This window comes from Phaeobacter italicus, from assembly GCF_001258055.1.
Lineage (GTDB): Bacteria > Pseudomonadota > Alphaproteobacteria > Rhodobacterales > Rhodobacteraceae > Phaeobacter > Phaeobacter italicus.
On sequence record NZ_CVRM01000033.1, the window covers coordinates 69,526 to 89,842 of the forward strand.

Sequence of the window (20,317 nt, forward strand, 5' to 3'; positions counted from 1 at the left end):
TTTCCGTTGGTCGTCCCCGGTGATACGATCACTCCCGGCAGCACATCAAGAAGGCCGGCCGCCTGGCCATGATCTGCGCGGGTTTGCGCTGGGTTTGCGCAGGAATGAGCCGATTTGCAAATTAGCGATTGAGCTTCGCAAAGACTTTGCAAATTTGCCATTAATCCCTTTGGGTTCGCCGCATGCACGTCTATGGTCAGCGGAAATTCATGAGGGGACAAAGCCATGAAAGATATCCTTTCCGAGCTGGAAGACCGTCGCGAAGCAGCGCGGCTGGGTGGCGGACAAAAGCGGATCGATGCGCAGCACGGCCGCGGCAAGCTGACCGCGCGCGAGCGGATTGAACTGCTGCTGGATGAAGGCAGCTTTGAAGAATTCGATATGTTCGTGGCGCACCGCTGCACCGATTTCGGGATGGAAAAACAGCGTCCTGCGGGCGACGGGGTGGTCACCGGCTGGGGCACCATCAATGGCCGAATGGTCTATGTGTTCAGCCAGGACTTCACCGTTTTCGGCGGTTCTCTCTCTGAAACCCATGCCCAGAAAATCTGCAAGATCATGGACATGGCCATGCAGAACGGTGCGCCCGTCATCGGCATCAACGATTCCGGTGGTGCGCGTATTCAGGAAGGGGTGGCCTCGCTTGCAGGCTACGCCGAGGTGTTTCAGCGCAACATCATGGCATCGGGCGTGATCCCGCAGATCTCTGTCATCATGGGGCCATGTGCGGGTGGTGCGGTCTATTCGCCTGCGATGACCGACTTCATCTTTATGGTGAAAGACACCTCTTACATGTTCGTCACCGGACCCGACGTTGTGAAAACCGTCACCAACGAGGTGGTCACCGCCGAAGAGCTGGGGGGCGCCTCGACCCACACCAGGAAATCCTCTGTCGCGGATGGCGCATTTGAAAACGACGTCGAAGCCCTGGCCGAGGTGCGCCGACTGGTGGATTTCCTGCCGCTCAACAACCGCGAAAAACCGCCCGTGCGTCCGTTTTTTGATGAGCCGGGCCGGGTTGAGGCCTCGCTTGATACGCTGATCCCTGAAAACCCCAACACCCCTTACGACATGAAGGAATTGATCCTGAAGGTCGCGGATGAGGGGGATTTTTACGAAATTCAGGAAGATTACGCCAAGAACATCATCACCGGCTTCATCCGCCTTGAGGGGCAGACCGTGGGTGTTGTTGCCAACCAGCCGATGGTGCTGGCGGGCTGTCTCGACATCGACAGTAGCCGCAAGGCAGCGCGCTTTGTCCGCTTCTGTGACTGTTTCGAAATTCCGATCCTGACCCTTGTGGATGTCCCGGGCTTTCTGCCGGGCACCAGCCAGGAATATGGCGGTGTCATCAAGCACGGCGCAAAGCTGCTGTTTGCCTATGGCGAAGCGACGGTGCCAAAAGTGACCGTGATCACGCGCAAGGCCTATGGTGGTGCGTATGACGTGATGGCCTCCAAACATCTGCGCGGTGATTTCAACTATGCCTGGCCGACGGCGGAAATCGCGGTGATGGGGGCCAAGGGGGCGACCGAAATCATCCATCGCGCCGATCTGGGCGATGCGGAAAAGATTGCCGAGCATACCAAGGACTATGAAGAGCGTTTCGCCAATCCGTTTGTGGCGGCTGAACGGGGCTTCATCGACGAGGTGATCATGCCGCAATCGACCCGCAAACGCGTCAGCCGCGCCTTTGCATCGCTGCGCAACAAACAGCTCAAGAACCCCTGGAAGAAGCACGACAACATTCCTCTGTAACACCGGCGGGCGCCGGAACACCTGCCACAGAGCGTTGCGGGCAAAGGTAAATAACCTCTTGGTTGTTTCTGATTTGTTCCGCTCGCCTCTCGCGGATCTGCGGCAGGGATCACCCAGCCAGTGTTCGGCGCCCGGCAAAGCGGTTGAATTTCAACAGCCTGGAACCAATCCCTCATCCACGTGGGGATTGTTCACAAAATGCGATCAATTTGAGCGATCAACGCGACTGCTGCTCAAATTAACCTCAACGTTTGACACCGGAGCCGAATCTGCCCCATGATCCGCGCCAGCTCATATCGGACAGCGCGCACTGCGTGTGACGCGCCTGCAGCCCCGACAGGAGGAGCCCAAGTCTTTTGGGGTCGGGGCTGCGGAAATGAGCTGTCTTTTACCAACATCGACGGGCCTATCAGCAGATCTGTCACCAGTGCCCTGCGCCACGCGCTGGCGGTTTCGGCGCTTTGCCTGACGCCGTTTGCTGCGGGTGCGGCAGGGGCGCAGACGGTCGATGTGCCTTCGGGTCTTAGCGTTACGTTGCAGGAGGTGCTGCTGGATGAAACACCGGGAGAGCTGTGGGTGCGGTTTCGCTTCCTCGCCCCGCAGATCGCGCGCGCCCTGAACGAGGTCAGCTTTGAGACGGCAGAGCCGGACATGAACCACCTCTGTCATACGCTGGCCTTGCCCTACCTCAGCCAGCACACGCTGTCGCCCGCCCGGATCGTGATCTCCTTGTCGGACCGGTTTGTGCCCTTCGGTGCGATGGATGCCGAGGCGACGCAGTTTTTCGAAACCTACCGCCCCGAAGGCGACGCCTGCCTGTGGGAGGCCTTCTGATGGCTGCGCATCTGCATCACCTCATCGCCCCCAAACCCCTGTCTGGACAGGCGAACTGGCGCTTTTTTGCAGCTTTGTCGGCAGATATTCACGCGCCTTGGTCTTTGTCATGTGAAATGCAACGACTCTCGGCTATCCTGCATGCGGATCACCTTCCCGTGATCCGTCATTTGAGGATGAGGCTGGCGTCGGCCGCAGGCCACGCAGGTTTCAAAGACACAATTAGGAGACAGAAATGTCCAAGAGCATCAAACTCGTTGCCCTGGCGGGCCTGCTCGCCGCAGTCGCAGCCTGCGCACAGCAGGAAGAAGAATATGTTGTGGTTGAGCCCGAGCCCATCTCGGTCGAACCGGTCCACACCGGCAAGTACAAGTAATCACTACAGGGGTCCGGCCCTGCGGCCGGATTCCACCGTCCCGCGGGGTGCCGGATCGGAGGCACCATCATGTTGAAACATCGCGGGTTCCCCGGCCGTCTGCCGGGCACAGATTTTCAATTCATCATCCGCCGCCCCAACCCCAAGGGGGTGACACCCATCACGCGGCGCGAACGCTTTCGCGACCGCCGTCCTGCCGACCGGCGCGCCGATGCCGGTTTCATGCAGGCGCTGTGGGAAAACTTTGGCGATCAGCCCTTTGAACGCGGCAATCTCGACGCCGGCCGTCTGAGCTGGCTGTTTGGCCGCGAAGTGATCCCGGCAGAAGAGCCGTTTGATCCCGCAAGCTATGAGGCCTTGCTGGTCATTGATGTCTCGGTCGCGCAGCTGTCCTTTCCCGAAGTCTTCGAAGGGGGCGGCTACTGATATGGCGGCCTGGCTCACATATCCTTCTGCCGCGGCGCCGCTGTCCCTTGTGGGCGCTGGCGTGCAGAGGGCGTGGGCCGGGGCATCCGTTCGTCGGACATATGCCGCGCAAACCTGGGCTTTCGGCGTAAATCTGCAAGCGTATCCGCGATTTGCGCGACTTCCTGCCAAATCCGCAGGGCAGCCAAGACAGGGGCTGTGCCGGGCTGATCGCCCGTGCATGGTGGGGATGACAGCACAGGCTGTCATGCATCTGATCCAGCCCCTTCGCCTGGAAGGGCAGGTCTGCCCCCCCAATCGCGGCCTGCCCATTTTTTTCTCGGATGCAGAGGCGGAAGCTTGCCAATTGCCCCCCAGTGTTTGGCAGGCTCCCGCGCATAAATCCGCTGGAAATTCCTTTGTATTGTCCTACCGTTATCGCACGGCAAAGAGTTGCGCGAGCAATCAGACAAACAGCAAAGGACTACGCTCATGCAGGCAAAGCTCATCATCGCGGCATTCGCAGCATGTACCGGCCTGGCGGCCTGTGGCGACACCACGGGCGAACAGGTGGTTTACGGGGCAGGGGCCGGCGCGCTCGGTTCGGCTCTCATTGATGGCAATCTCGTCACCGGCGCCGCTGTCGGCGCTGCGGCCAATGTCATCTACTGCAAGGAAAACCCGCGCAAGTGCTGATGCACCTGTTCTGATTTCTGCTGGTCTTGTGACGCCCCGCGCATTCGGGGCGGCAAAGGCCTGCGCCATCACCACCAAAAGGCTGCGCCCGGAGACCCCTCCGGCGCGGCCTTTTTCGTGTTCCGACCATCCAAGACACCGTGCCGCCCACCGGTCGGCACCTCATCCAAGACATCGAAGACAAGGGACTGCCTATGTTTGATAAGATCCTGATCGCCAACCGGGGCGAGATCGCCTGCCGCGTCATCAAGACGGCCCGCAAGATGGGCATCAAGACCGTTGCCATCTATTCCGACGCCGACAAACAGTCTCTGCATGTGAAAATGGCCGATGAAGCCGTGCACATCGGCCCGCCACCGGCAAACCAGTCCTACATCGTCATCGACAAGGTGATGGAGGCGATCAAACAGACCGGTGCGCAGGCGGTGCATCCGGGCTATGGCTTCCTGTCGGAAAACGCCAAATTCGCCGAGGCGCTCGAAGCCGCCGGCGTGGCCTTTGTCGGCCCCCCGAAGGGCGCAATCGAGGCGATGGGCGACAAGATCACCTCCAAGAAGATCGCGCAGGAGGCAGGCGTTTCGACCGTTCCGGGCTACATGGGCCTGATCGAGGACGCGGAAGAGGCGGTGAAGATTTCCAATGAAATCGGCTACCCGGTGATGATCAAGGCCTCTGCCGGTGGCGGCGGCAAGGGCATGCGGATTGCCTGGAACGACGACGAGGCCCGCGAAGGGTTTCAGTCCTCCAAGAACGAGGCCGCGAACTCCTTTGGCGATGACCGGATTTTCATTGAAAAATTCGTCACGCAACCGCGCCACATCGAAATCCAGGTGCTCTGCGATGCCCACGGCAACGGCATCTACCTGGGCGAGCGGGAATGCTCCATCCAGCGCCGCAACCAGAAAGTCGTCGAAGAGGCCCCGTCGCCCTTCCTTGATGAAGAAACCCGCCGCGCGATGGGCGAACAGTCGGTCGCATTGGCCAAGGCTGTTGGCTATGCCTCTGCCGGGACCGTGGAATTCATCGTCGACGGGGAAAAGAACTTCTACTTCCTTGAAATGAACACCCGCCTGCAGGTGGAACACCCCGTGACAGAGCTGATCACCGGTGTCGATCTGGTAGAGCAGATGATCCGCGTCGCCAATGGCGAGCCGCTGACCATCGCACAGGAGGACGTGCAGCTGAACGGCTGGGCGATCGAAAACCGTCTTTACGCCGAAGACCCCTATCGCAACTTCCTGCCGTCCATCGGCCGTCTGACCCGCTATCGCCCACCGATGGAGGTTGCAGCGGGTCCGATGGTGGACAACAACGTCTGGCATGGCGATGCCCCCACCGGTGAAACCGCAGTGCGCAATGATACCGGCGTCTTTGAAGGCGGCGAAATCTCGATGTACTACGACCCGATGATTGCCAAGCTCTGCACCTGGGGTCCGACCCGCGACAAGGCGATCGAGGCCATGCGCGTGGCGCTCGACAGCTTCGAGGTCGAAGGCATCGGTCACAACCTGCCATTTGTGGCTGCCGTGATGGATCACCCGAAGTTCATCTCCGGTGAAATGACCACCGCCTTCATCGCCGAGGAATACCCCGACGGGTTTGAAGGCGTGGACCTGCCAGACAGCGATCTGCGCCGGATCGCGGCGGCCTGTGCCGCAATGCACCGGGTTGCCGAAATCCGCCGCACCCGCGTGTCGGGCCGGATGGACAACCACGAACGCAAGGTCGGCACCGACTGGGTTGTCTCCCTTCAGGGGCAGGATCACGCGGTCACCATCGATGCAGATCGTGACGGCTCTACCGTGGGCTTTGGCGATGGCACTGCGCTGCGCATCACCTCTGACTGGACGCCGGGTGATCAGCTGGCCCATATCGAAGTCGACGGCAGCCCGCTGGTGCAGAAGGTTGGCAAGATCTCCGGCGGTTTCCGCATCCGCTCGCGCGGGGCGGATCTGAAGGTGCATGTGCGCACCCCCCGTCAGGCTGAACTGGCCAAGCTGATGCCGGAGAAACTGCCGCCGGACACCTCCAAGATGCTGCTGTGCCCGATGCCGGGTCTGGTGGTGAAACTGGATGTCGAAGTCGGTCAGGAAGTGCAGGAAGGCCAGGCGCTGTGCACCATCGAGGCGATGAAGATGGAAAACATCCTGCGCGCCGAGAGAAAGGGCGTGGTCAGCGCGATCAATGCCGCGCCCGGTGACAGCCTCGCCGTTGACGAAGTGATCATGGAATTCGAGTAACACGAGCCCATGAACTTTGCGCAGTCATACCACAAAACGGCGCGTCGCGCTGTTGCGGTGCTGGCCCTCATGGGGCTGGCAGGCTGTGCAATGCAGGACGAAGCACAGGCGCGCGCAGCGGTTGGGGATTGGGTCCAGCTGGGCGAGACGCAGTATTACTTCTCGCGCCGCAACTGCGCCGCCGGTGTTTTTGAGATCAAAGCCACCCGGATTTCCTCGCGCCTGCCCAAGGCGCGCTCGATCAAGGCGGGTCTGCGCCTTCTAGACAACAACAGCCCCGTCGCCTTTGAGGTGGCGGGCCTGTCCCCCGACATGGTGTCGCTGGAAGTGATGAGCGCGGACAGCACGCGCGGCAACAGCATTCTCAGGTCCGGCATCGTCGGCAAGGACTGCATGCTGGACGACGTGAGCGATGCCTATCTCAAGGCGCTTCTGCATCCCGCATCGGTTCTGATCTATGACCCGACAGAGCCGTTCATGGCGGTTGTCGATCGCCAGAACCGACGCCTGTTTTACGCGCAGGGCAGGGCGATCTGATGCTGATTGGCCGTGCCCAGCCCCGTCAGCTGCCGCGCCGCTCTTCGACCTCGCGCAGGCGCGAGGGGAATTTGTCGATGGTTCTGCTCAGCTCGCGCACGGTCCAGGGCCGTGGCTTGCGCAGTTTGACGCCGCCGTCCTTGCCCAAAAGCACCAGCATGAACCCGCGCGGTCTGAGCTTCTTGCGCAGCGCCGATCGTGTGCTGGGGTCCGTGTCGGTCAGCACAATCACATCCCGTTCCAGCAAGGCGCTTGCGCCCGCGCTCAGCCGGTCGATCTGTTCCTTGTACTGCGGGTCTGCCGGGCTGTCGGCAAAGACCACGATGGGGCGATGGGTCCATTTCAGACTGTCCAGATCCACCGTATCACCAGAGCGGATCAGCCGGGTGATGGGATCATCGTTGGATGCGCTGCCATCCCCCACAGCAGACGGATCTGCCGGCGCCTGTTCTGATGCAGCAGCGGGCGCAGCTGAAGATAGATCCGCAGACTGTGCCAAGACGGTCATGGGCTCCAGGGCTGCAAGGCCTGCCAAGGCGGACACAGCGCCCAACAGTCGGATTTTTTCAAAGACAAACAAGTGTTTCATCAGCTCTCCTGTTCCCCAGAATATATGCCCGGTGAACCGGATTGCGATGCACAAAACCGCGCATTTTGCAAAAAACAGGTCAAAAAAGGCCGCGCTGCGCCGATCTCCTGTTAACTCTGCTGTCAGCACAGTCATGGCAAACTCTGCCCTTCCGCAACCTCTGCAGCCCTGTCTGCAGACTGTCGCAAGGGGGATGGCAAAGACTATGGATGTCATGCTGCACGTCGGCGCACATCGGTGCGCGACCGGGTATTTTCAGGCCTTCGTACGCCACCACGCCGCCACGCTTGCGGCGGATGGCATGGCGTTTTGGGGGCCGGAAGTGACGCGCGATGGTCTGTTGCATGGGGCCTTGCCAGGCCCTGCGCCTGTCACCGGCCGCAACCTTGCCCGTCGGGCCCGTGGCCGGGTTCAGATGCGGCTGGAACAGGTGCGTCGCAGTGGCGCCGATGATCTCCTGATTTGTGGCCCCCGCATGATGGGACGGCGCCATGAGATCCTGCGCGCGCGCAGCCTTTACCCCAGCGTTGGCGACCGCATGGCGCGCTATGGTGCCGCCTTTGACGGGCAGGTGCGCGACGTGATGGTCATCCTGCGCAGCCCGGATCGGTTCTGGGGGTCACTGCTGGCATCCATGGTGGCCAACGGCCACCCGCTGCCAGACGCCGATCTGCTGGCAGAGCTGGCCGACACGCCCCGCAGCTGGCGCGATGTCCTGAGCGATCTGGCCTGCGCCCTGCCAGAGGCGCGGATCTGGGTCATGCCCTATGAAACCTATGGCGACCGCCCCGAAGTGCAGCTGCAGCAGCTGACCGGCAAACGCCTGGCCCGGCTGCGCAAGGTGGACCGCATCAACTGCGCCGATCCGCTCCCGGTGCTGCGCCACAAGTTGGGGCCGGAACAGGCCCACCAGCTGCCCCGAGGCGAGGGCCGATGGTCCCCCTTCAGCGAAGCGCAATCCGCAGCCCTGCGGGAACGCTATGCCGATGATCTGATGTGGCTACACGCCGGTGCCGATGGACTGGCCCGGCTGGTGGCCGACCCCGACAAAAAAGCGGCGGGCCTGAACCCGTCCTCATCCGACCTGACAAGAGGAACTTCCGATGACGACCAAAACCGACGATTGGCGGGCCCTGGCTGAAAAGGAACTGCGCGGCCGTTCGCTGGACGCGCTGACCTGGAAAACGCTGGAAGGCATTGATGTCAAACCGCTTTACACCGAAGCGGACACCAAGGATCTGCCCCATATGGGCACGCTGCCGGGCTTTGGCCCGTTCACCCGTGGGGTGAAGGCGACGATGTACGCAGGGCGCCCCTGGACCATCCGCCAATATGCGGGCTTCTCCACCGCCGAGGAATCCAACGCCTTTTACCGCCGCAACCTTGCCGCCGGTCAGCAGGGCGTCTCTGTCGCCTTTGACCTTGCTACCCACCGTGGCTACGACAGCGACCACCCCCGCGTTGTGGGCGATGTCGGCAAGGCCGGCGTGGCCATCGACAGTGTCGAGGACATGAAAGTCCTGTTTGACGGCATCCCGCTGGATCAGGTGTCGGTCTCCATGACCATGAACGGCGCGGTGATCCCGATCCTTGCGAACTTCATCGTCGCAGGCGAAGAGCAGGGCCACGACAAATCGCTGCTGGCGGGCACCATTCAGAATGACATTCTGAAAGAGTTCATGGTCCGCAACACCTATATCTACCCGCCCGAACCCTCGATGCGGATCATTTCGGACATCATCGAATACACCTCGAACGAGATGCCGAAGTTCAACTCCATCTCGATTTCCGGCTACCACATGCAGGAAGCGGGCGCGAACCTCGTGCAGGAGCTGGCCTATACCCTTGCGGACGGGCGCGAATATGTGCGCGCCGCGATGGAGGCGGGCATGGATGTCGATAAATTCGCAGGCCGCCTGTCGTTCTTCTTTGCGATTGGCATGAACTTCTTCATGGAGATCGCCAAACTGCGCGCCGCCCGGACGCTCTGGCATCGTGTGATGACCGACTTTGGCGCCAAGAATGACCGCTCCAAGATGCTGCGCACCCACTGCCAGACCTCGGGCGTCAGCCTGCAAGAGCAAGACCCCTACAACAACGTGATCCGCACCGCCTATGAGGCGATGTCTGCGGTTCTGGGTGGCACGCAATCCCTGCACACCAACGCGCTGGACGAGGCCATCGCGCTGCCCACCGACTTCTCTGCCCGCATTGCCCGCAACACTCAGCTGGTCCTGCAGGAAGAAACCGGCGTCACCAATGTGGTCGATCCGCTGGCCGGCTCCTACTATGTCGAAAGCCTCACCAACGAGCTGGTGGAAAAGGCCTGGGCGCTGATGGAAGAGGTCGAGGAAATGGGCGGCATGACCAAGGCCGTGGCTTCCGGGATGCCGAAACTGCGCATCGAGGAGAGCGCCGCCAAACGTCAGGCGATGATTGACCGCGGCGAAGAGGTGATCGTCGGCGTCAACAAATACCGCAAGGAAAAGGAAGACCCGATCGACATTCTGGATGTCGACAATGTCGCCGTCCGCGAAAGCCAGATCGCCCGTCTTGAAACCCTGCGTGCAGACCGTGACAGCGCCGCCTGCGAGGCCGCGCTGGACAACCTGACCCGCGTCGCAAAGGAAGGTGGCAACCTTCTGGCTGCCGCAGTCGAAGCCGCGCGCGCGCGCGCCTCAGTCGGAGAAATCAGCATGGCAATGGAAAAGGAATTCGGCCGCCACAGCGCCGAGGTTAAAACCTTGGCCGGTGTCTATGGTGCCGCCTACGAGGGCGACGAAGGCTTTGCCGCCATTCAGAAATCCATCGAGGACTTTGCCGAGGCAGAGGGCCGTCGCCCGCGTCTTCTGGTGGTCAAGATGGGCCAGGACGGCCACGACCGCGGCGCCAAGGTGATTGCCACAGCCTTTGCCGATATCGGTTTTGACGTTGACGTCGGCCCGCTGTTCCAGACCCCGGAAGAGGCCGCGCAGGATGCCATCGACAATGACGTGCATGTGGTCGGGATCTCCAGCCAGGCGGCGGGTCACAAGACGCTGGCCCCTCAGTTGGTCAAGGCGCTGAAAGAGCAGGGCGCAGAGGATATCATCGTGATCTGCGGCGGTGTCATTCCGCAGCAGGACTATCAGTTCCTCTATGACAATGGCGTCAAGGCAATCTTTGGCCCCGGCACCAACATCCCAGAGGCGGCACAGGATATCCTGAACCTGATCCGCCAGAGCTGATCTGCCCGTCGTTTGGGCATGGCCACACCCGTTCCGGACTGCCGGGGCGGGTGTTTTTCTTTCCCGCTTGCACCTGTGCCGCTGGCGGCTAGTCTCCCCGCAGCATGATCCGCACGAACAAGGGGAGAGACGTCATGGAGCTCGATCATCTGGCCGTTGCCGCAGACACGTTGGAAGAGGCAGTCGCCCATGTCGAAGACAGCCTTGGCGTGCCGATGCAACCCGGTGGCAGCCATGCGGTCTTCGGCACCCATAACCGTCTCTTGGGGCTGGCCGATGGTCTCTACATGGAGGCCATTGCGATTGATCCGACCGCAACACCCCAGCGCAGCCCGCGCTGGTTTGACATGGATCGCAGGCAGGGGCCTGCGCGGATCACCAACTGGATCTGTCGCTGCGATGATCTGGTGAGGGCCCTGGAAAACGCGCCAAAGGGGGCAGGCGAGATCGTTGATCTGCAACGCGGCGATCTGCGCTGGCAGATGGCGGTTCCCGGCGATGGCATCCTGCCGTTTGACAACATGTTCCCGGCACTGATGCAGTGGCACAGCCCCCATCCCGCCGCGCAGCTGACCCAGCAGGGCTGCACCCTGCGCCGCCTGCACCTGTCGCACCCGGACAGCACGGCACTGGCAAAGGCGCTGCCGTTGGATGATCCGCGTGTGGAAATCCACAGCGGCCCGGCAGGGTTCGAGGCAGAGTTTGACACCCCCCACGGGCGGCGGGTGCTGCGATGATTGTCCGTCAGGCGACCTCGGCAGACGCGCCCGCCATCGCAGAGATCACCAACCAGATCATCCGCGACACGCTGATCACCTTCACCACGGATGAAAAGACCCCGGCAGAGGTCGCGGCTGATATCGGCTCAAAAGGGGCGCGCCTGCAGGTGGCCGAAGAGGCCGGAGAGATCCTCGGCTATATCAATCTTGGGGGGTTTCGCACCGGACCCGGTTATGCGCGCACCTGTGAACATGCGATCTATCTGGCCGAAACCGCCCGCGGGCGCGGGGCAGGGCGGGCGCTGATGACCGCGATTGAAGATGTCGCGCGCGCCGAGGGCGTCCATGTGCTGGTTGCGGGCATCAGCGCCGCCAATCCCGGCGGTGTGGCCTTTCACGCCGCCGTGGGCTTTGCCGAGGTGGGGCGGATGCCCGAAGTGGGGTACAAGTGGGGCCAGTGGCTGGATCTTGTGCTGATGCAGAAAATTCTGACGCCATCGAACGATAGAGCCCCTGACAGCACCGGCCAGAGCGGTTAATCTGGGGTCATGTCACTTTGGACCCGCATCACCGAAGCCCTCTCTGCCCTGGCCGCAGGCCAGAGCCTGAGCGAAGTCTTCGACACGCTCCGCGCGCCCCCCGAACGCACCGTCGCCTTTGCCATTGCGGTGATCGCGCTTGGGGCCAAGATGGCCAAGGCCGATGGTCAGGTCACCCGCGATGAGGTCACAGCCTTTCGCGAGGTGTTTCAGATCGCAGCCGAGGATGAGGCCGGCGCTGCGCGGGTGTTTGATCTGGCACGGACGGATATCGCGGGCTATCAGGATTATGCCGCCCGCATCCAGAAGATGTTCGCCAACGACCCGCAGACGCTGTGCGATCTGATGGAAGGGTTGTTTCATATCGCCATGGCGGATGGGTTTTATCATCCCGGCGAGAACGAGTTTCTGGAGGAGGTCAGCCGCATCTTTGGCCAGACCCCGCAGCAGTTTCAGGCCCTGCGCGCGCGATTTGTCCCTGACGCGCCGCGCGATCCCTATACGGTGCTCGGCGTATCGCCCGACATGCCGCGCGATGAGATCCGCAAACACTGGCGCAAGCTGGTGCGCGAAACCCACCCCGATTCCATGATGGCGCGCGGCGTGCCGGAAGAGGCGGTGCGCCTTGCTGAAAAGCGGATGATTGACATCAACAGGGCCTGGGACGAAATCAGCGGGTGTTCCGGCCATGCGGCTCGTCACGTATAACGTCGAATGGTTTTCGGCGCTGTTTGATCGCGCCGACCGGTTGGTGCTGGATGGCAAATTGTCGGGCCGCCACGGGATTGACCGTGCAACCCAAGCCCGCGCCCTGGCAAAGGTGTTCACTGCGCTCGACGCCGACGGCATCATGGTGATCGAGGCGCCGGACACCAACTCTCGCCAGCAGAGCGTGCGCGCGCTTGAACATTTCGCGGCAGAAGCAGGGCTGCGCGCCCGCGAAGCGATCAGTGGCTTTTCCAATGATACGCAGCAGGAAATCACCTTTCTCTATGATCCAGACGTCATGGACGCGGTTCACACACCCGGCCAAAACGACGCCGCGCCGCGCTTTGACGGGGTGTTCCACATCGATCTTGATATCGACGCCCAAAAGGACGAAGTCGCCTTTTCCAAACCGCCGCTGGAACTGACCGTCAAGACAAAGGGCGGCACCAGCCTTGCGCTGATCGGGGCGCATCTGAAATCAAAGGCACCGCATGGCGCGCGTACCCCGGCTGCGGTCACCACGTTGTCGATTGCCAATCGGCGCAAACAGCTGGCGCAGGCGATCTGGTTGCGCCGCCGCATCGATCAGCGGCTGGCAGAGGGGCAGGACGTCATTGTTCTGGGCGATCTGAACGACGGTCCGGGGCTTGATCAGTATGAAAAACTGTTCAACCGCTCGTCGGTCGAAATCGTGATGAACAGCGATCTGCACGACCCCCACGCCCAAAGCCTGCTGGCGCCGCGTCTGCGGGTGCTGCCCAGCACTGCACGCTTTTACAACAAGGAAACCCGCCGCTATTTCAGCGCTCTTCTCGACTACATCATGCTGTCGCCGGGGTTGATGCGCCATCAGCCGCGCTGGCGGATCTGGCACCCGTTCGAGGATGCCGCCTGCTACGAGGATGCGCCGCTGCGCGAGGCTTTGCTGCAGGCCTCTGACCATTTCCCCGTGAGCCTGGATATCGATCTGCCTTAAACTCGGCGGGCCGGGGTCTTATATCAGGTATGCCGCCACCGCCGCCGCCGCGCCATTTCAACGGGCCACTCTCCTGGCCGCCACATCCCACAGAGGGACACCAAAAATGCATCTGCTGATCTCTTCCGTCGCCGCCCCCCGGACCCCGGGCACGCGAACCCGTGTCGCGCTGGCCCTGCCGCTGGCTCTTGCGCTGGCGCTGCCTGCCACCGCGCAGGACACCCAGCCGCCAGCAACAGAAGAAGAGGGCAGCACCCTGATGCAGCGCGGGGCTGAGCTGTTCTGGGAGGGGCTGCGTCAGGAAATGGCCCCCGCCATTGATGACCTGCGTGCCCTGGCGGATGAATTCGGCCCCAGCCTGCAGGGGTTCCTGTCTGAAATGGGCCCGGCTCTTGCTGATATCGCGGCTCAGGTTGAGGATTGGAGCGTCTATGAACGGCCCGAAATCCTGCCCAACGGCGACATCATCATCCGCCGCAAACCGGACACCGCCCCCGAAAGCGAACCGGAAACCGCCCCGAACGCCCTCCCGCCAGAGGGCACCACGGACATCTGAGAAGAAAAAAGGCAGCCACACGGGGCTGCCTTTTTGGTTTGGTGCAAGGGGGGCTGACCCTACGGTTTGCGCAGTTTGACCGTCACCTCAGCCTCAAGCGAGCGGGCGAGGGAGCTGAGCCGGGATTCTGCGACCTCACCAAACAGCGGCTCGGCTTCCTTGGGCAGTTCCAGATGCAGGTGTTTCTTGCGCGGCTGCCAGGTGAGCTTGCCGATGTCGCCCGATTTGGAGACCATCAGCATAGCCCCGAAACGCATCGCCTTGCCTAGGATCTCAGCTTCCTTGCGGCCACGTTCATCCAGCAGCTCATAGAGATGTTCAAACGCCGTGCCCTGCCGCTTGTTGCGGTAGCGGTGCAACAGCGCCAGCCCGAGAAACACACGTTCCGAATGTTTCAGCCCGCCCAGATTGGCGCGGGTGGCGTTGTCGAAACAGACCTCGGCGCGGTAATCGGGATGGGCGCGCCAGCTGACGTCATGCAGCAGGCAGGCGGCCTTGACCAGACGCATTTTGGTATGCGGAGAGGCGCGGAACAGGGGGCTGACAAAATCATAAAGCGTGCGGCCAAAACCCGGAATGCGCGCGTCCTTCATCTCGGCAAAACGGCAGGCCTCGATCAGGGGATCACGGTTGCGCAGCCGGTCGGGCATCTGCTCGTACAGCAGCCCCTCACGGATCCCGTAGCTGGAAACCGCGATATCCTTGGGCTTGAACGTCTTGATCAGCCGCGACAGCACGTCGGCTGCAAAAGGCACCAGTGACATCCGCGCGCTGGAGATCCCGCAGGCGGCGCGCAGCTCTTCCAGATCAGAGGTTTCGATGAACCGCAGGGTGTCGCGGACGGATTGCGCGCTCATGCGGTATTCGTGCAGAACCCGCATCGGATAGCCGCGCCGCTCCATGTCGACGCGGGCGATGGCACGCCAGCTGCCGCCGACAAGAAACAGACGATCGCGCTGCTGACCCATCTGTTCGTGCAGATCCTGAATGCCCTCGGTGATATGCGCCTTGCGCCCCCGTCTGCCACCGGGAATGTCGCGCAGTTTCAGCGGGCCAAGAGAGGATGTCACGCGCTTGCCGACCTGACCGTCATGGATTTCGGCCAGCTCCATCGACGAGCCACCGATATCGCAGATCAGCCCATAGGCGCCGGGCCAGCCCAGCAAAACACCTTGGGCTGACAGCCGCGCCTCTTCCTGACCGTCGATCACATGGATCTTCAGCCCGGTTTCGCGCAGCACCTCTTCGCAGAATTCCTGCCCATCGCTGGCGTCGCGGACCGCCGCCGTGGCCACCACCGACAGGGGCGGCATGCCCATGCCCTTGGCCAGATGCTGGAACCGGCGCAACGCAGACAGCGCCCGGACACGCCCCTCGGGGTTGAGCCGACCGGTTTCAGACAGGCCCGCACCCAGAGCGCACATGATCTTTTCGTTGTAGAAATAGGCGGGGCTGCGGGCCGCGCCGTCAAAGATCACCATCCGGACTGAGTTGGAGCCGACGTCCACAACGCCCACCCGAGACAGCGCGCGCGCGCCGGGGTCATCAAAAATCGGGCGGCCAAACGGCCCCCATTCGGCGGTGGCTGGTTCAGGTGTCACGTCCATGTCAGCTCCGTTTCGTGTCATGAGGATGGGGGATCAGCGCGAAGCGGTCAATCGCCACGCCGATCATCGTCTGTTTTGGTTGCATCTTGGCCTGTGGCTGTCCCCGGTGCCGGGACGTCAGCCGGGGCATCAGCGGGGCGATCAGCGATGGGCTGGGCGATGGGGGGCGGGGCTGCGCCCCTTGCGGCATCTTGCGGGCGGTCAGACATCAGCTGCACCGCAAGCGCGCGCGACACCATCCGCCCCTCAGCCAGCGACAGCTGGTCCAGCTCCTCCACAATCTGCGAGGCCGCGGCAAAGGACCGGTCCATATGGGCGACCAGATAGGGGATCACATCGGGCTTTGGGGTGATCTGGCGGTCGTTGAACAGCTTTGCCAGCACCACCGACAACAGCGCATCATCTGGGGGTTGCAGCTGCGCATGGGGCGCGCCTTCGATCCGGCTTTGCAGGTCGGGGAGCGACATCCCCCATAGCCGGGGCGCTGCGCGCCCGGTCAGCATCAGGGCATGGCCATTGGCCAACACCAGATTGTGCAGATGAAACAGCGCATCCTGGGCCTCGGTGTTGTCGGCAATATCCGGCACGTCCTCGATTGCGATCGGCCCTTCCGCAAGCTGCGGGACAGCGGCCTTGGTCAGCTGCCAGGCAGGCAGGATCTGCGCGCCGGAATTGCTGGCCCAGACGTGGACAAGATGTGTCTTGCCCGACCGTTTCGGCCCGCTGAGCACGAGCTTGCCGCCGGGCCAGGCAAACGAGGGGTCCAGCATCGCCACTGCCATCGCATTGGAGGGGGCGACAAAGAAATCATCCCGCCCCAGCGCCGGTTTCGCCGGAAGGTCAAAGCTCAGCTGCTGGGCCATTGGTCAGTTCAGTCCGCGTCATTGTGGGCTTTGCCCTGATAGAGTCGGCTGTCCAGATACTGCTCTACCAGGAAACGTGCAATCACTCCCAGCGCGGCTGCGACCGGTACCGCGATCAGCATGCCGACAAAGCCAAACAGCGCGCCAAAGACCGACAGTGCAAGCAACAGCCAGACCGGATGCAGCCCGACCGAGTTGCCAACCAGTTTGGGGGTCAGGAAATTGCCTTCCACCACCTGGCCGATCACAAAAACGCCTGCAACCATGCCAATGGACCACCAGTCGCCCCAGAACTGGAACAGCGCAAGCCCGATCGCCAGCGCCCCGCCAATCAGCGCCCCGAGATAGGGGATGAAGGTGACGAGCCCGGCGATGAACCCGACCGCAAGGCCAAAGTTCAGACCAACCACCATCAGCGCGACGGCGTAGTAGGTGCCAAGGATCAGGCAGACCGTGCCCATCCCGCGAATGAAAGACGCCAGCACCTTGTCGATCCGTCCGGCAAGGTGGCGAATGGTCGGCGCGTGATCGCGCGGCAGCAGTTCGTCGATGCGGGCCACCATGCGGTCCCAGTCCAGCAGCAGATAGACCGCAACCACCGGCACGATCACGAACAGCACCATCACGTTGACCAGCGAGACAGCAGATCCCACCACGCCCTCAAGGACGGCGATGGCCTTGCTTTGCAGGGTCTGGGCGATGGAGACGATGGTCTGCTGCGCGCGGCTGCCCTCGTCAAAGAGAGAGGGGGCGTGTTGCTGGGCAAATTCGCGCAGATTGTTAAACGCCTCGGGCAGGACGCGGGCAAGGTCCATCATCTGATAGATCAGCGTTGGCACGACAACCAGCAGCATGACCACAAACAGCAAAACCGCTGCCACGGTGATTGTTGCGGTTGCTGCCGTCCGGCTGAGCCCTGCGTCCTCCAGCCGGTCGGCAATCGGGTCGATCAGATAGGCAATGGCCGCACCCAGCACAAAGGGCAGCAGGACATCACCAAGGGCCCACATCACCACGGCAAAGACGACGGCGGCAATGCCCCAGTATTTCAATTGCTTCTGTGCCGGAAGTGCCATGTTCTGCGTCCCTGCTCTCAGCCTGATCCTGCGGCGTCTGTCGGATGGAAGTCTTCGCCGATGCGCCCCGGTGATGCAACCCCAATGACCGCAACAGGGTTCCGTCCAACGGGCTATCTAGGGACGCGATCACGTCGCTCGCCCTGTGGATCTGGCTGCGGTTTCATTCGGCCTGCGGCAGGCCCCGCCCGATCCGGGGGCAGGGGGCGTGCAAAACACAAAGCGTGATTGCCCCAGCCGCGCTGATGCCGTAGATCGCTTGGGAAACCAGATACACAAATGAGACCGCCATGCGCCTGTCCCGCTATTTTCTTCCCGTGCTGAAGGAGAACCCCTCCGAGGCACAGATCGTCAGCCACCGCTACATGCTGCGTGCCGGCATGATCAAACAGTCCGCCGCCGGTATCTATTCCTGGCTGCCGCTGGGCTTTAAGGTTCTGAAAAAGATCGAAGGCATCGTTCACGAGGAACAGATGCGCGCGGGTCACATCCCGATGCTGATGTCGACCATGCAGCCTGCCGATCTGTGGCGCGAGTCGGGTCGCTATGACGACTACGGCCAGGAGATGCTGCGCATCAAGGACCGCCACGACCGCGACATGCTGTTTGGCCCCACCAACGAGGAGATGATCACCGACATCTTCCGCAACCACGTGTCCTCTTACAAGGATCTGCCGCTGACCATGTATCAGGTCCAGTGGAAATTCCGCGACGAGATCCGCCCGCGCTTTGGCGTGATGCGGGGCCGCGAATTCTATATGAAAGACGGCTACAACTTTGACCTGTCGAAAGAAGACGCGCTGCATGCCTACAACCGCCACCTGGTGAGCTATCTGCGCACCTATGAGCGTATGGGCCTGCAGGCGATCCCGATGCGCGCCGATGGTGGCCCGATTGGGGGTGATTACACCCATGAATTCCTGGTGCTGGCCGAAACCGGTGAGTCCGAGGTGTTCTATGACAGCGCGGTGACCGATCTGACCTTTGGCGATCGTGAAATCGATTACGACAGCGTAGAGCAGTGCCAGGGCGTTCTGGAGGAGTTCACCTCCAAATACGCCCGCACCGATGAAACCCATGACGAAGCGCTGTTCAACGAGATCCCGGAAGACCGCCGCCGCGTGGCCCGTGGGATCGAGGTGGGCCAGATCTTCTATTTCGGCACCAAATATTCCGAAGCGATGGGGGCCAAGGTGCAAACCCCCGATGGCGAAGTGCCGGTTCACATGGGCTCGCACGGGATTGGCGTATCGCGTCTGTTGGGGGCCATCATCGAAGCCAGCCACGACGACAAGGGCATCATCTGGCCCGAAGGCGTGACCCCGTTCCACTGTGGCATCGTGAACCTGAAACAGGGTGACGAAGCGGCAGATGGGGCCTGCGAGGATCTTTACAAGGCGCTGGTCGCTGCCGGTCTTGACCCGCTTTATGATGACCGCAACGAACGCGCAGGCGGCAAGTTTGCGACGATGGATCTGATCGGTCTGCCCTGGCGCATCACCGTCGGCCCGCGTGGGCTCAAGAACGGTGTGGTCGAACTCACCTCGCGCCGCACCGGCGAGAGCGAAGAGCTGGCCCCGGAAGCCGCCGTTGCCAAGATCATCGAGATCTACGCCAACCACCGCACGCCGCAGGGGTTCTGAGATACCATCTTTTGTCTCTCTCCCCCCTCTCATGGATGAAGGGGGGGGAGAGCAAGAATTTGATTTGATTTCGAATTTATTTCGGAGACGTCAGTTTTGCGTTTGCCAGTTTTGCTGATCAATTTGGATCGGGCCTTAGACCGGTGCAATTTCATGAAAACCCAACTCGCGGCAGCTGGGCTTTACAATGTCACCAGAATCTCTGCTGTTGATGGGCGGACCGTGGGCCGTGTCCCTGAATATCGCCCGCATGAATGGCGGTCTCGCTGGGAGCTGACACCGGGGGAGCTTGGATGTTTTCTCAGCCATCGAACAGCATGGAAGCAGGTTGTCGCCTCCCAGGAAGTCACGGTCATTCTGGAAGACGATATTCTGCTGTGTTCGCAGTTTGGTGAAACGATTGATGCCGTTGCGGGGCGGCTTGGTGGAAAAGACCTGGTGAAACTGGATTGGCTCGACATGCCGATCCGTCGGGGCGCTCTGCCAGCAAATGATAGCGGTGCGGAACTGAGCAGGCTTTTGCAGCCGGTGCCAAGCTCGGCTGCCTATGTTCTCACTCCCGAAGCGGCAGAGGTGCTGTTGCATCGCTCGCAGGCGTTTTGCGATACCGTAGACGACTTTATCTTTTCGCAGCAAAAACACCTCTCTCTCTTTCAACTCGAACGACCGATTTGTATGCAGGCGCAGAATTCTGGGTGCGCCAGCCCTCGGGCAAGCGTTCCAGCCCAATTGAGTGTTTCCCAAATCTCAGGGGAGACGCGCGACAAGGGGCCTGTCCTTTATCGTTTGAAGAAAGAGATCTGCAGAGCAGCGAGCAGGTGCCGTGAGCGGCTCGTGACTGATCCTGTTCTGCGTCTGACGGGCGGTCGTCTGGATCCGATTGAAGGGCCAAGCAACCTGCCGCTTGTTTTGGATGTAACATAGAGCGTGGCTGGTGGCGCCTTTGACCTGCACCTTGACCCCACCCG

21 protein-coding genes are annotated in these 20,317 nt (G+C 61.7%); 16 read left to right on the plus strand and 5 right to left on the minus strand.

Translation table 11 applies throughout. From position 1 onward, the window contains the following. Positions 1 to 225 precede the first annotated feature (225 nt). The 7 genes from NIT7645_RS15280 to NIT7645_RS15305 all read left to right on the plus strand — a co-directional run bounded on the left by NIT7645_RS15280 (position 226) and on the right by NIT7645_RS15305 (position 6,846). Positions 226 to 1,758: an acyl-CoA carboxylase subunit beta gene (locus NIT7645_RS15280; RefSeq protein ID WP_008561210.1), complete on the plus strand. Its 1,533-nt coding sequence runs from the start codon at positions 226 to 228 to the stop codon at positions 1,756 to 1,758. 276 nt (positions 1,759 to 2,034) lie between these two features. Beyond that, entirely contained in the window at positions 2,035 to 2,592 is a 558-nt protein-coding gene (locus NIT7645_RS15285) for a DUF6497 family protein (protein ID WP_008562932.1), read from the plus strand. A gap of 235 nt (positions 2,593 to 2,827) precedes the next feature. Continuing rightward, positions 2,828 to 2,968 carry a hypothetical protein gene (locus tag NIT7645_RS19550; RefSeq protein ID WP_008562807.1) on the plus strand — a complete coding sequence of 47 codons (141 nt, stop codon included), beginning with the start codon at positions 2,828 to 2,830 and terminating at the stop codon, positions 2,966 to 2,968. 69 nt (positions 2,969 to 3,037) lie between these two features. Next, on the plus strand, positions 3,038 to 3,394 hold the full coding sequence (locus tag NIT7645_RS15290) for a hypothetical protein (protein WP_008560063.1): 357 nt from the start codon (positions 3,038 to 3,040) through the stop codon (positions 3,392 to 3,394). Positions 3,395 to 3,865: 471 nt separating this feature from the next. Next, the gene (locus tag NIT7645_RS15295; RefSeq protein WP_008558821.1) at positions 3,866 to 4,069 is read left to right on the plus strand and encodes a hypothetical protein; all 204 of its coding nucleotides are present in this window, start codon (positions 3,866 to 3,868) and stop codon (positions 4,067 to 4,069) included. A 194-nt stretch (positions 4,070 to 4,263) separates the two neighbouring features. Further along, positions 4,264 to 6,309, plus strand: a complete 2,046-nt coding sequence (locus tag NIT7645_RS15300) for an acetyl-CoA carboxylase biotin carboxylase subunit (protein ID WP_050687524.1) — start codon at positions 4,264 to 4,266, stop codon at positions 6,307 to 6,309. A 9-nt stretch (positions 6,310 to 6,318) separates the two neighbouring features. Continuing rightward, complete coding sequence (locus NIT7645_RS15305; protein WP_008559104.1) at positions 6,319 to 6,846, plus strand: hypothetical protein; 528 nt, start codon at positions 6,319 to 6,321, stop codon at positions 6,844 to 6,846. A gap of 25 nt (positions 6,847 to 6,871) precedes the next feature. Here NIT7645_RS15305 and NIT7645_RS15310 read toward each other — a convergent pair whose 3' ends face one another. Further along, a complete protein-coding gene (locus NIT7645_RS15310; protein ID WP_037302751.1) occupies positions 6,872 to 7,435 on the minus strand; it encodes a DUF4174 domain-containing protein in 564 nt (187 codons plus the stop codon). 193 nt (positions 7,436 to 7,628) lie between these two features. Between NIT7645_RS15310 and NIT7645_RS15315 the strand changes: the two genes are divergently transcribed. The 7 genes from NIT7645_RS15315 to NIT7645_RS15345 all read left to right on the plus strand — a co-directional run bounded on the left by NIT7645_RS15315 (position 7,629) and on the right by NIT7645_RS15345 (position 14,160). Further along, complete coding sequence (locus tag NIT7645_RS15315; RefSeq protein WP_224832877.1) at positions 7,629 to 8,576, plus strand: hypothetical protein; 948 nt, start codon at positions 7,629 to 7,631, stop codon at positions 8,574 to 8,576. Further along, positions 8,539 to 10,662 (plus strand): methylmalonyl-CoA mutase, encoded by a 2,124-nt coding sequence (gene scpA, locus NIT7645_RS15320; RefSeq protein ID WP_008562708.1) that lies wholly within the window; start codon positions 8,539 to 8,541, stop codon positions 10,660 to 10,662. The genes NIT7645_RS15315 and scpA overlap by 38 nt, the downstream gene beginning before the upstream one ends. Positions 10,663 to 10,796: 134 nt before the next feature. After that, the gene (locus NIT7645_RS15325; protein ID WP_008559837.1) at positions 10,797 to 11,399 is read left to right on the plus strand and encodes a VOC family protein; all 603 of its coding nucleotides are present in this window, start codon (positions 10,797 to 10,799) and stop codon (positions 11,397 to 11,399) included. Further along, a complete protein-coding gene (locus tag NIT7645_RS15330) occupies positions 11,396 to 11,920 on the plus strand; it encodes a GNAT family N-acetyltransferase (protein WP_008563101.1) in 525 nt (174 codons plus the stop codon). Before NIT7645_RS15325 ends, NIT7645_RS15330 begins: the two co-directional genes overlap by 4 nt. A gap of 9 nt (positions 11,921 to 11,929) precedes the next feature. After that, positions 11,930 to 12,628: a molecular chaperone DjiA gene (locus NIT7645_RS15335; RefSeq protein ID WP_008558847.1), complete on the plus strand. Its 699-nt coding sequence runs from the start codon at positions 11,930 to 11,932 to the stop codon at positions 12,626 to 12,628. Further along, a complete protein-coding gene (locus NIT7645_RS15340) occupies positions 12,609 to 13,604 on the plus strand; it encodes an endonuclease/exonuclease/phosphatase family protein (protein ID WP_008561027.1) in 996 nt (331 codons plus the stop codon). Before NIT7645_RS15335 ends, NIT7645_RS15340 begins: the two co-directional genes overlap by 20 nt. A gap of 106 nt (positions 13,605 to 13,710) precedes the next feature. Beyond that, positions 13,711 to 14,160 (plus strand): hypothetical protein, encoded by a 450-nt coding sequence (locus NIT7645_RS15345; protein WP_008561455.1) that lies wholly within the window; start codon positions 13,711 to 13,713, stop codon positions 14,158 to 14,160. Between the two features lie 59 nt (positions 14,161 to 14,219). On the opposite strand, the gene NIT7645_RS15350 is transcribed toward NIT7645_RS15345, so the two are convergent. The 4 genes from NIT7645_RS15350 to NIT7645_RS19775 all read right to left on the minus strand — a co-directional run bounded on the left by NIT7645_RS15350 (position 14,220) and on the right by NIT7645_RS19775 (position 17,998). After that, a complete protein-coding gene (locus NIT7645_RS15350) occupies positions 14,220 to 15,767 on the minus strand; it encodes a Ppx/GppA family phosphatase (protein WP_050687468.1) in 1,548 nt (515 codons plus the stop codon). Between the two features lie 47 nt (positions 15,768 to 15,814). Continuing rightward, positions 15,815 to 16,630, minus strand: a complete 816-nt coding sequence (locus tag NIT7645_RS15355; RefSeq protein ID WP_008561305.1) for a P-loop NTPase family protein — start codon at positions 16,628 to 16,630, stop codon at positions 15,815 to 15,817. Between the two features lie 8 nt (positions 16,631 to 16,638). Continuing rightward, positions 16,639 to 17,706 carry an AI-2E family transporter gene (locus NIT7645_RS15360; protein WP_008561907.1) on the minus strand — a complete coding sequence of 356 codons (1,068 nt, stop codon included), beginning with the start codon at positions 17,704 to 17,706 and terminating at the stop codon, positions 16,639 to 16,641. 163 nt (positions 17,707 to 17,869) lie between these two features. Next, entirely contained in the window at positions 17,870 to 17,998 is a 129-nt protein-coding gene (locus tag NIT7645_RS19775) for a hypothetical protein (RefSeq protein ID WP_278245779.1), read from the minus strand. Between NIT7645_RS19775 and proS the strand changes: the two genes are divergently transcribed. Both proS and NIT7645_RS15370 read left to right on the plus strand, forming a co-directional pair. Further along, on the plus strand, positions 17,997 to 19,349 hold the full coding sequence (gene proS / locus NIT7645_RS15365; protein ID WP_008559255.1) for a proline--tRNA ligase: 1,353 nt from the start codon (positions 17,997 to 17,999) through the stop codon (positions 19,347 to 19,349). The two genes, NIT7645_RS19775 and proS, sit on opposite strands and share 2 nt — an antisense overlap. Before the next feature lie 111 nt (positions 19,350 to 19,460). Further along, the gene (locus NIT7645_RS15370; RefSeq protein ID WP_278245784.1) at positions 19,461 to 20,273 is read left to right on the plus strand and encodes a glycosyltransferase family 25 protein; all 813 of its coding nucleotides are present in this window, start codon (positions 19,461 to 19,463) and stop codon (positions 20,271 to 20,273) included. Positions 20,274 to 20,317: the final 44 nt, after the last annotated feature.

Bases quoted from the DNA above. Each gene is read 5' to 3' on its own strand.
- NIT7645_RS15280 (WP_008561210.1), top strand. From the start codon at position 226: ATGAAAGATATCCTTTCCGAGCTGGAAGACCGTCGCGAAGCAGCGCGG.
- NIT7645_RS15285 (WP_008562932.1), top strand. From the start codon at position 2,035: ATGATCCGCGCCAGCTCATATCGGACAGCGCGCACTGCGTGTGACGCG.
- NIT7645_RS19550 (WP_008562807.1), top strand. From the start codon at position 2,828: ATGTCCAAGAGCATCAAACTCGTTGCCCTGGCGGGCCTGCTCGCCGCA.
- NIT7645_RS15290 (WP_008560063.1), top strand. From the start codon at position 3,038: ATGTTGAAACATCGCGGGTTCCCCGGCCGTCTGCCGGGCACAGATTTT.
- NIT7645_RS15295 (WP_008558821.1), top strand. From the start codon at position 3,866: ATGCAGGCAAAGCTCATCATCGCGGCATTCGCAGCATGTACCGGCCTG.
- NIT7645_RS15300 (WP_050687524.1), top strand. From the start codon at position 4,264: ATGTTTGATAAGATCCTGATCGCCAACCGGGGCGAGATCGCCTGCCGC.
- NIT7645_RS15305 (WP_008559104.1), top strand. From the start codon at position 6,319: ATGAACTTTGCGCAGTCATACCACAAAACGGCGCGTCGCGCTGTTGCG.
- NIT7645_RS15310 (WP_037302751.1), bottom strand. From the start codon at position 7,435: ATGAAACACTTGTTTGTCTTTGAAAAAATCCGACTGTTGGGCGCTGTG.
- NIT7645_RS15315 (WP_224832877.1), top strand. From the start codon at position 7,629: ATGGCAAAGACTATGGATGTCATGCTGCACGTCGGCGCACATCGGTGC.
- scpA (WP_008562708.1), top strand. From the start codon at position 8,539: ATGACGACCAAAACCGACGATTGGCGGGCCCTGGCTGAAAAGGAACTG.
- NIT7645_RS15325 (WP_008559837.1), top strand. From the start codon at position 10,797: ATGGAGCTCGATCATCTGGCCGTTGCCGCAGACACGTTGGAAGAGGCA.
- NIT7645_RS15330 (WP_008563101.1), top strand. From the start codon at position 11,396: ATGATTGTCCGTCAGGCGACCTCGGCAGACGCGCCCGCCATCGCAGAG.
- NIT7645_RS15335 (WP_008558847.1), top strand. From the start codon at position 11,930: ATGTCACTTTGGACCCGCATCACCGAAGCCCTCTCTGCCCTGGCCGCA.
- NIT7645_RS15340 (WP_008561027.1), top strand. From the start codon at position 12,609: ATGCGGCTCGTCACGTATAACGTCGAATGGTTTTCGGCGCTGTTTGAT.
- NIT7645_RS15345 (WP_008561455.1), top strand. From the start codon at position 13,711: ATGCATCTGCTGATCTCTTCCGTCGCCGCCCCCCGGACCCCGGGCACG.
- NIT7645_RS15350 (WP_050687468.1), bottom strand. From the start codon at position 15,767: ATGGACGTGACACCTGAACCAGCCACCGCCGAATGGGGGCCGTTTGGC.
- NIT7645_RS15355 (WP_008561305.1), bottom strand. From the start codon at position 16,630: ATGGCCCAGCAGCTGAGCTTTGACCTTCCGGCGAAACCGGCGCTGGGG.
- NIT7645_RS15360 (WP_008561907.1), bottom strand. From the start codon at position 17,706: ATGGCACTTCCGGCACAGAAGCAATTGAAATACTGGGGCATTGCCGCC.
- proS (WP_008559255.1), top strand. From the start codon at position 17,997: ATGCGCCTGTCCCGCTATTTTCTTCCCGTGCTGAAGGAGAACCCCTCC.
- NIT7645_RS19775 (WP_278245779.1), bottom strand. From the start codon at position 17,998: ATGGCGGTCTCATTTGTGTATCTGGTTTCCCAAGCGATCTACGGCATC.